We start from the raw sequence: 4,786 nt of genomic DNA, 5'->3' as shown, positions 1-4,786 counted from the left end.
ATTCAAGCAATCATTGAAGTAGCATGGGCATGAGATAGTTTGGTTCATCCCCTTATAGTCCAGACTTAAATCCATTGAAAAGATGTGGGCTTGGATTAAGCAAATCCGCAAAGAATGGCGGATGGATTGTATTGATACTTTATGCTTTTATCTGCTTTGGATTGGGTTGGGTTTTAGATGATTGCACTATATCGTCAAGAAATTGCGCCTGTTCGGAAATTGATTGTGGGCTAATTCCAACTTTGTTAGCGATTTGAATAAAATAATTAGGTAAGGTTGAAGCGTTTGCTAAAAGATTTATTCCCATACAACAAGCGACTACAGAGATGGTTTTCATTTAACCACCCGCCTTTAATAGATCACGCCTATCAGCTTCTGTAGATGGATAAGATATGGATTTTGATAATCCAATTAATTCAGGATTTTGTTTATATAAAATCCAGTAAGCCGCAACCATTTGAGCATAATCATATGTTTGCCCTTTACCGAAAGTTATATTAGGAACCCCGTGTGGCAATTTTCTGCCTAATGGATTTTTACCTTTTAATTTATAACCTTTCAAATAAGATAAAGCTGTTCCTTCTCCTGCGTTATAAGCAGATGCTATTGTTTGAACATGGGCAATATTATTTTGTTGAACTTTTTTATGGATAATTTTGATATATATAGCTGCGCCATTGACATTACATTCATCATGATAAGGGTCACTACATTTAAGCCCATTTCTTTGTAAGATTTTGAATGTTTCAGGCATAATTTGAACCATTCCTTGTGCTCCCACATTTGAGCGAGCATGCTTTTGATATTTACTTTCTTGAGTAATCAAAGCATGAAGCATAAGTGCAGGAACACCCTCCCTTTTAGCTACTCTATTAATCATTGGAGCAAGTGCTTTTCTTTTAGCAGCTACATATTTATTAAAGACATTAGGACGTGCTTTATTAAGATTTGGAGGTGGAGACCAATCTCCCTCCGATATTATGATACTTCCGCCTGAAACTGTTCCAGCATTATCATCATAAATTTCAGTATTATCCGTTTCGATATCTACCACTTCACTCTGTTGTGCTTGGTTTCTATTACCATCTGACCCAGTTAAAGAATTTGACGCACGTTTATCGCTAGATTGCTTATCATCAAAGCAACCAACTAATATCAGACAGAGTAATAAGCAAGTAACCCGTTTCATTTTTGTTGAGAAGAAGATTTTTTGGCTTCTTTTTCAAGCTCAGCTGCTTGCTTTTGAGCCTCTTCTATTTTTCTATTTAGCGCAAGTTCCTCAGCTGCTTTTTGAGCTTCTTCCTCCCTTTTTTTCTCTAATTTTTCTTCCGCTTCATTCCACAGGATGGTTTTTTCTTCAGTAACCATTACAGCAAATTGGATTTGCTTTTTAACCGCATTCATTTCATCTATAGCAGCTTTTTTTGCGTAATAACGCATCGTTTCTTCATTAGGAGCTGAAAGAGATAAGACTTCATAAGGCGTTAAATTGCTATAACGATAACGCCCTTCAATATCCATAAAGTCTATATATCGCTTTACTTCATCATCTGATAGCTTCCAGTGTTTTTGAAATGATTTCTTATCATTTATAGTCGTATAACTAACTGTTTGTGCATGTAATGAAGAAGAAATAATCGCTACGATAATTAAAAGAGACTTTTTCATTTTGAGCCTCCATTTCCATCACACCAATAAAGCCTTTCATTCCATTGAGTAGTCAAATCTCTTTGCGGATATTGACAATGTTCAATATTAGATTTATTCGTTTTTTCTGAAATTGAGAAATGGCTACAACCCATTAATCCTAAAATCATTAATAGAACGCAGAATTTCATTTTGTTCCCTCTTTGCTTTTATAAGTAAGATTAGACCAGCTCATGACTTGTCCATTCTGTTCAGATGTTTTTGCAGGGATAGAAATACGCAGAAGATCAGAATTTTTTATTGGTTTGATATCAGGAGTTATCATCACAATAGTTGGCTCTGATTTCTGCGTAGGAGTAAACTTTTGACGAGGAGCTGTCTCTACTATATCGACGTTAATATCTTCGATAGTAACCGCTTCACTTTGTGCATTATTTGGTTGAATATACTTTCGAGTTTGCCGATAAGGCGCTTTAACTTCGTAAGAAATTAGTTTGTTGACTGGATCAACAATAAGTTGCCATGCGTTACCGCCAATCCAAACGAGCGCATCATTTAATTGAATTGGACCGAGATGCTGTTTTTGTTCTGGTAAAGATTGATTGTATAGCTTAAAAATCATTGGATCAGCTGCATACTCATCTGCTAATTTCCAACCTGTTCCAAGTAATAATTCTTCTAGAGCAGCTTTAACTGTTCCATTATTTAAGTTCTTATAAACAATTACTTGTAAATCATCACTGCTTTTTGATTCTGAAATAATTGTATAACCCTTGCCATATAAATCTTTTGCTTCGACGCTACTAGCTATAACTACAAAGCCAATAAATCCAACTAATATTTTTTGCATTTGCATCAGCAGTCCTGAGATGTATTAACAGTAACAATATGAGAGGGATCGCTATCTCTATCAGCAAAATGCGGGCTTCGTTTTGATGCAATGTCATCCGACAAGTTAATCAATCATTAACCATATAAAGGTATAAAGACACTCGAAAGAGAACGTGCCGCTCTCTTTCGAGTAAGGGGAAAAAGGAGCTTGAAAGGGACAAGGGGCTTACCCAAAAGGAAAGCTGCTTCATAAATGAAGCAGCTTAAGGAACAAGGGCAAATAAAGAAAATGGCTAATTAAAGGTAAAGAAAAGGAAAGGAAAGGAAATGATACAACAGCAGAAAACTCATCCTGTTGATAAAATAAGAGAAAACTACAACGATAAAATAAAACAATTACATCAAATTTTTACTGACCCAGCACTTGAAACTTTTTTAGACAAATCAAACAGTGTTGATCCTTTACAATCGATAGAAGATTTTCTAGATAAAATTGATGAATGCCTATTAGATGCTAATGATGCTAAATATATGAGAGCATTTCGCCGTTTTATTACAGAACTAGAATGCTTCAAACTTCGCGCAGTATCAAAAAATCGTAAACAGCATGTTTGGAATCCTCTTGATGAATGCTTCTCAGATTTTGTCAATAGAATCAATGATTGTGAAATATACTTTACTAATGAGCCCTACCCGACAACAGAGATAGTTTTGGCTTGGCTAGACCAATCATGTTGAACGCATTTAAAAAAATATTCTCAGATAGGAAATTTACACCTAATGAGGATTTAAGTACTTTAAACCATAATAAACTACCAGTCTTTACGGCAGAGCAGCTTATCAATAAGTTATCTTTGCATAATAGGATTCGTTCTATTCGTCGGAAAGTAGCAATTGATTCAAATCGCTTTGAGTCAATGTATTTACAACCTATCGAAAAATTTTGCGAATTAGCACAATTAATTCCTGCTTCACAAGCATATCATCATGCCTTCTTAGGAGGACTAATTGTCCATACCCTTTGTGTCGTTGAGTATGCAATTAATGAGCGCATGAAATATACGCTTCCCTTAGCATCTGAGCCAGAAATCATTGAAGCGCAAAAAAACTTATGGACTTTTGCGGTTTTTGTAGCAGCATTACTACATGATATCGGGAAAGCTGTAACAATGGTTGATTATGTTGATACTGACTCAGGAAAAGTCATTTCTCCCCTAGCTGGTACTCTCGTTGAACAATCAATTAAAAATTATAAAATTACTTTTAAACCAACTCGTTACTTTAAGCTCCATGAGAAATTAGGGATTGCTTTTATTAATTATCTTTTTGATCTAATCGCAATTGGGTATTTATCTAGTGAGCTTACAATTTTTAGCGAAGTGCTTGGATATATTAACAATGATGCTGATAACTGGGGAAGCATCGGAGATATCATTAAGATTGCAGATAGTCTATCTACAGCCGAAGATCTCAAAATAGCGCCTATGGAGCATGGTCGTAAATTCACTGGGGCAAATCTAGAAAACTTTGGCGAACGTCTTATGCGAACAATTCGTCTACTGATTAACGAAAAAGCACTTCCAATTAATAGACCTGGGGCAGTTTTATTTACTTCAGATAATAAATTTGTTTACGCTGTATCAAAATCATTAGTTGAACGCGTAAGAGAAAAAATGCAGATGCTCGGAGCTAAGGATATTCCCACTGACAACAATAGAATATTTGATGAGCTACAACAACAAGGATTTTGCGAAAGTACTTCTAATCAAGAAGCTATCTTTAATATAAACGTAAAAATTGCAGAAGCTAAATTCGATCAGAATTTTACTTGCTTAAAATTTCAAATAAATAAAATATTTACTATTAATACTCTTCCTACACCTTTAAAAGAGCAAATTGTTGAAATTGATAAAAAACAATTAACACAAGAAACTGTAACAGATAATGTAGTTTATAAACCTGAAACAGTAAAAAATACAGAAAATCAATCAGATAAAATTTCAAGCTCTTTTGAATCTGAAAATAGTCCACTGGAAACTGAAACAGAAAAGGAAACACCAAATGGCATATCTGAAACAGAAAACAATGTTGGGTCAGAAACTGAAACAGTAAAAGAAGCAACTACACAAAAAAATGAAAATAATGATACCCAAGACGACCCAGAAAAAATTATAAAACTATTTTTTGATTGGTTATAGTCAAATCACTTATAATCCAATCTATCCAAAGCAGATATAAAGAACGACTTATAGTAGAATTATCAAAAACAAACTGAGCATATCCTATGACCTACTGCAGCCAATTCCGA

General features: G+C 34.5%; 5 protein-coding genes. 2 read left to right on the top strand and 3 right to left on the bottom strand.

All coding sequences use genetic code 11. The features are described 5' to 3' along the window. Positions 1-337: 337 nt before the first annotated feature. The 3 genes from A5N85_RS11900 to A5N85_RS11890 all read right to left on the bottom strand — a co-directional run bounded on the left by A5N85_RS11900 (position 338) and on the right by A5N85_RS11890 (position 2,503). Entirely contained in the window at positions 338-1,189 is an 852-nt protein-coding gene (locus tag A5N85_RS11900) for a lytic transglycosylase domain-containing protein (protein WP_072577415.1), read from the bottom strand. Continuing rightward, positions 1,186-1,668: a hypothetical protein gene (locus A5N85_RS11895; protein WP_072577414.1), complete on the bottom strand. Its 483-nt coding sequence runs from the start codon at positions 1,666-1,668 to the stop codon at positions 1,186-1,188. The genes A5N85_RS11900 and A5N85_RS11895 overlap by 4 nt, the downstream gene beginning before the upstream one ends. A 166-nt stretch (positions 1,669-1,834) precedes the next feature. Next, a complete protein-coding gene (locus tag A5N85_RS11890) occupies positions 1,835-2,503 on the bottom strand; it encodes a hypothetical protein (RefSeq protein ID WP_072577413.1) in 669 nt (222 codons plus the stop codon). A 302-nt stretch (positions 2,504-2,805) separates the two neighbouring features. Between A5N85_RS11890 and A5N85_RS11885 the strand changes: the two genes are divergently transcribed. Then, the gene (locus A5N85_RS11885) at positions 2,806-3,216 is read left to right on the top strand and encodes a hypothetical protein (protein WP_072577412.1); all 411 of its coding nucleotides are present in this window, start codon (positions 2,806-2,808) and stop codon (positions 3,214-3,216) included. After that, complete coding sequence (gene mobH / locus A5N85_RS11880) at positions 3,210-4,676, top strand: MobH family relaxase (RefSeq protein ID WP_072577411.1); 1,467 nt, start codon at positions 3,210-3,212, stop codon at positions 4,674-4,676. Before A5N85_RS11885 ends, mobH begins: the two co-directional genes overlap by 7 nt. Positions 4,677-4,786 lie beyond the last annotated feature (110 nt).

Origin of the sequence: Suttonella ornithocola (assembly GCF_001889065.1) — a bacterium.
In the GTDB taxonomy this organism is placed as follows: domain Bacteria; phylum Pseudomonadota; class Gammaproteobacteria; order Cardiobacteriales; family Cardiobacteriaceae; genus Suttonella_A; species Suttonella_A ornithocola.
This window is presented reverse-complemented; position numbering and strand designations above follow the sequence as displayed.